At 69.1% G+C, this 3997-nt stretch carries 3 protein-coding genes; 1 reads left to right on the top strand and 2 read right to left on the bottom strand.

Annotated features, from left to right (window positions below; genetic code table 11):
- Positions 1-722 precede the first annotated feature (722 nt).
- Positions 723-1175: a winged helix DNA-binding protein gene (locus Mco01_RS38585; protein ID WP_204061778.1), complete on the bottom strand. Its 453-nt coding sequence runs from the start codon at positions 1173-1175 to the stop codon at positions 723-725.
- A gap of 118 nt (positions 1176-1293) precedes the next feature.
- Between Mco01_RS38585 and Mco01_RS38580 the strand changes: the two genes are divergently transcribed.
- Positions 1294-1740, top strand: a complete 447-nt coding sequence (locus Mco01_RS38580; RefSeq protein WP_204061777.1) for a MarR family winged helix-turn-helix transcriptional regulator — start codon at positions 1294-1296, stop codon at positions 1738-1740.
- Positions 1741-1896: 156 nt separating this feature from the next.
- Here the strand turns inward: Mco01_RS38580 and Mco01_RS38575 are convergent, their stop codons facing one another.
- Positions 1897-3360 carry a glycoside hydrolase family 10 protein gene (locus Mco01_RS38575; RefSeq protein ID WP_204061776.1) on the bottom strand — a complete coding sequence of 488 codons (1464 nt, stop codon included), beginning with the start codon at positions 3358-3360 and terminating at the stop codon, positions 1897-1899.
- Positions 3361-3997 lie beyond the last annotated feature (637 nt).

Below are 3997 nucleotides of genomic sequence, written 5' to 3'. Positions count from 1 at the left end.
TGCGGATATGGCGCTTTCGCCCATGACTGAGCCTCCACACAATGAAACGCGAAAAGGGGGAACGCGGGGACAACTCCCGAGATCGACGCCGCGCTCCGTCACCCGGAACGCACACCACGACGGCGTCGCGAACGGCGGCCTCTGCCGCGCACCACCGACCTGGCAGAGAAAGGCCGCCTGGGGACACAGTGTGGAAACCGCACCGAAACGTGTCAAGGGCGGGCGCAGAAACTTTCGGCCCCCGGGCCTGGAGGACGCGTCCCGCACCTGCGGCGACGGCCAGCTCGGCGCGATGAAATCTCCCCCTCGCCCGCACCTGCGTTCGCAGTGGGCGGATGGCTGAACGTTTCATCACCGCCCCGGCGGCGAAGGGGCCGGTGACCGCGATACCGGCAGATGAGCGCGCCCCCGCGCCTCCCGCCGCCTCGCCTGTCGCCCGCCGGCCCTTGACGGTGGCTCCCCGCCTCCGGTTTGCTCCGCGACACCACCACCTCCCTTGCAGCCGACGGAGAGGGGCAGCTGACCGGCCAGAATTGTTAACGCTAACACCGCTATCGGCGCGCACTCCCGCGACGGCGCACCACCCCGCCTGCGGGATCCCGCCCGGCCTCTCCGGCCGGCCACCGCTCCACCCCATGCTCTCGGTCACGGAACCGGGGGACGTCTCCGTCAGGAGGAGTCACCCCTCGCCGGGCCGCAAGGGGTGACCTCTCGTTCCGCTGTCAGGAGTCGAGCAGGAGGGTCGCGCGCTCGTCCACTGCCAGGAGCACCGTTACCGCGGTGTCGAGGAGGTCCGGGTCGATGCCGTCACTGGCGGCGTCGGTGGTCCTGCGGGCGTGGGCGTAGAGGCTTGCGAAGTGGGCTTCTCCTTCCTCTGTGAGTTCCGCGGTGGGTATGGGTGCGTTCGGCTGGTAGTCGATGTGACCTGCTGCGGCGGTGCTCTTCAGCAGGCTGATGACGGCCGCCTCGGGAAGGTCCATGCGGCGGTTCATCTCGGCCACGACGACATGGACAGGCATCGGCGATGTCCGCTCCGCCAACAAGGTGAGGAGCATCCAGTCGGGGAAGCCGGTGTCGAAGTCGGCGAGGGCCCGGCGGTGCAGCTTGCCGACCTTCCGGGCGGCCTCGCCGAGTGCGCGGCCGAGGCTGGGGCGGGGCGTGGCGGTCTCAGTCATGCGGATCTCCGATCCATCTCGAAAGATTGATGGTCGCGCCAACAACTATCCGTCAACCTACCTCAGATTGATGGTTCTGCCAACGATGGTGCTACCAACCATCTGTTAGTGTGGGGTTGTGGAGATCGCTGAGCACAAGACTCCCGCCCGGCTGAGGACGCTGCCCAGCTGGTTGATCAATCAGGCGGCCATCAGGGCGAACAGGGTGACAGACCAGGCCCTGGCGGACCTCGGTTCACGCCGGCACCACTTCGCCATGCTTGCCGCGCTGGAGGAGTTCGGGCCGTCAAGTCAGGCTGACCTGGGGCGATGCACGGCCATCGATCGCAGCGACGTGGTGGCCGCGATCGACGCTCTCGCCGAGCAGGGGTACGTCCAGCGCGGTCCCGACCCCAGCGACGGCCGCCGCAACGTCATCACCATCACCGCTGAGGGAACCGGCCACCTTCGAAGGCTCGGCGCCGTCGTGGCCGCCGCCCAGGACGAACTGCTGCGCTCCTGGTCCGCGGCCGAACGCGACACACTCCTCGACCTGCTGACCCGGATCGTCAGCAAGGTCCCCTGATCACGGCACAGGACCGCGGAGCGGATCCTGATGGGCGCGACGCCGACGGTGCCCCGCGAACGGAGGCGGCCGGGTGCGTCCCCGCACCCGGCCGCCCGCGTCGTCACGGAGTCGTCGCTGACGACCCGGTCGTCTTCCCTGACACCCCGGCGTCCGTCACGGGCTGGTGCAGGTGGCCGTGGGGGCCGCCGCCGTGCCGTTCGCGGTGAAGCCGAACGTCGTCGACCCACCGGCCGCGATCGACCCGTTGTACGACGCGTTCCGCACCGTCACCGAAGACCCCGACACAGTCTGCGTCCCACTCCACAAACTGCTGATCGTCTGCCCACCCGGCCAGGTCCACTTCACCGTCCACCCACTGACCGCCGCACTCCCCGCGCGCACCGTCACCGTCGACTGGAACCCACCCGGCCAACTGTTGGTGGTCTCGATCGTCGCCGAACACGCCCCCGGAACCGGAGACGGCGACGGACTCGGCGTCGGAGTCGGCGTCGGAGTCGGCGTCGGCGTCGGCGTCGGCGTAGGCGTCGGCGTAGGCGTGGGAGTCGGGGTGGGGGTGCCGTTGTTGAGCGCGTTCAGGGCGGCGTTGTACGCGGGCTTGGGCTGGTAGCCGGAGTCGTACATGGTGGCGGCGCCGTAGCCCGGGAAGGTGCCGGGGATCCAGGAGTGGCCGTCGTCGACGCCCCATTGGGAGACGCCGACGCAGCGGGGCACCGACAGGCAGGCGTTCACGACCGTGCCGTAGTCGGTGCCCTGCTGCTGCAGTTTCGCCGTGCTGGTCGGCAGCTGGATGCGGTCGTCGAGCTCGGTGACGGCCACGTCGAGTCCCAGGGCGGCGAAGCGCTGCATGTTCGTCAGCAGGGAGGAGGGAACCTGGCCGGCGATGAAGTGGCTCTCGAACCCGATGCCGTTCAGCGGCACGCCCTGAGCCAGCAGCGACTGCGCGAGCGAGTACATGCCGTTGCTCTTGGCGTTGACTCCCTCGATGTTGTAGTCGTTGATGTACAGCTTGGCGTCCGGGTCGGCCGCGTGCGCGGCGCGCAACGCGTTGGCGATGTAGTTCGTGCCCATGGCCTTGTAGAACACGTCCTGCCGCAGGGTGCCGTCCTCGTTGAACGGCTCGTTGACCACGTCCCAGGAGTAGACCTTGCCCTTGTAGTGGGTGGCCTCGTTGGTGATGTGGTTCTCCATCGCGCTCTGCACCTGGTTCAGCGGGAGGCTGCTCACCCAGGCGGGCAGCTGGGAGTGCCACACGAGCGTGTGGCCGCGTACCCGCATGCTGTGGGACTGGGCGAACGAGACGATCTGGTCGCCCGGCCCGAAGTTGAACCCGCCCCTGGACGGCTCGGTGGAGTCCCACTTCATCTCGTTGCCCGGGGTGACCATGTCGAACTGGGCCGCGGCGAGAGAGGTCTCGGCGCTGATACCGAGGTCTCCCCGCGTCAGCGCCGTGCCGAAGTACCTCCCGCGGGCCTCGGCTGCCGCCTTCAACGTCGTCGCCGCCTGAGCCGGCAGGGCCGCGCACAGCGTGACGACGCCGGCCGCGGTCAGGGCCGTCGCGGCGGCGAGGCCGCGAGCGCCCTGCCGACGGCGACGCGGTCGGATTGTGGCCGGTTGCATTCTCAACCTCCAGTGAACGATTCGGAGCGGAACGAGACGTCTTGCGCGGCCGTCGCGCACGCCCGGTGAGCGGCGGCGTCGGAAGAGGCCGGGCACGCGGGCGTACGGCAGCCTTCGTGCCAGGCCGGAAAATCGCGCGCGAGAGGACGGGCCTGCCCCATGAGTTCCGGACAGGCCGGTTGCCGGCGGCTCCTGCCGCTCACCACCCGTTCCGGCAGGAGAGGGCCGCCGGGGAGTCAGTGTGGAAATCGCCCGGAAAACTGTCAAGGCCGCACAAGAATCGTGTCGACGGCGCGTTCGGCGCCTCGGGTGCGCATCGACGTCGTCACGTCGTCCCACGGTCCCGGCCACCTGAACGCCGGGCGGTTCTCCGGCCCCGGCGTGCTGTCCATCGGGCGTCCGCACAATGGCCTTCACCTGCTGAAAATTTCAGCACAGCCGCCTCGGCAGCGCTGTGACATCGCGGACGTCGAGGCAGATGAGATGGCTGCCGGCGCCCCGGGGAGCGGCTTCAGAAGCGCTCCGCGCCTTGACGGGACTCGACCGTGTCGTATTGGCTCCGCCGCACCACCACCTGTAAGTACGCCTCCGTGGAGAGGGGCCGGTCCCAGCTCGGTTGTTAGCGCTAACAGAAGGG

Origin of the sequence: Microbispora corallina, from assembly GCF_016863035.1 — a bacterium.
Lineage (GTDB): Bacteria > Actinomycetota > Actinomycetes > Streptosporangiales > Streptosporangiaceae > Microbispora > Microbispora corallina.
The sequence above is the reverse complement of the archived record's forward strand: the minus strand, read 5'-3'. Positions and strand labels throughout refer to the sequence as shown.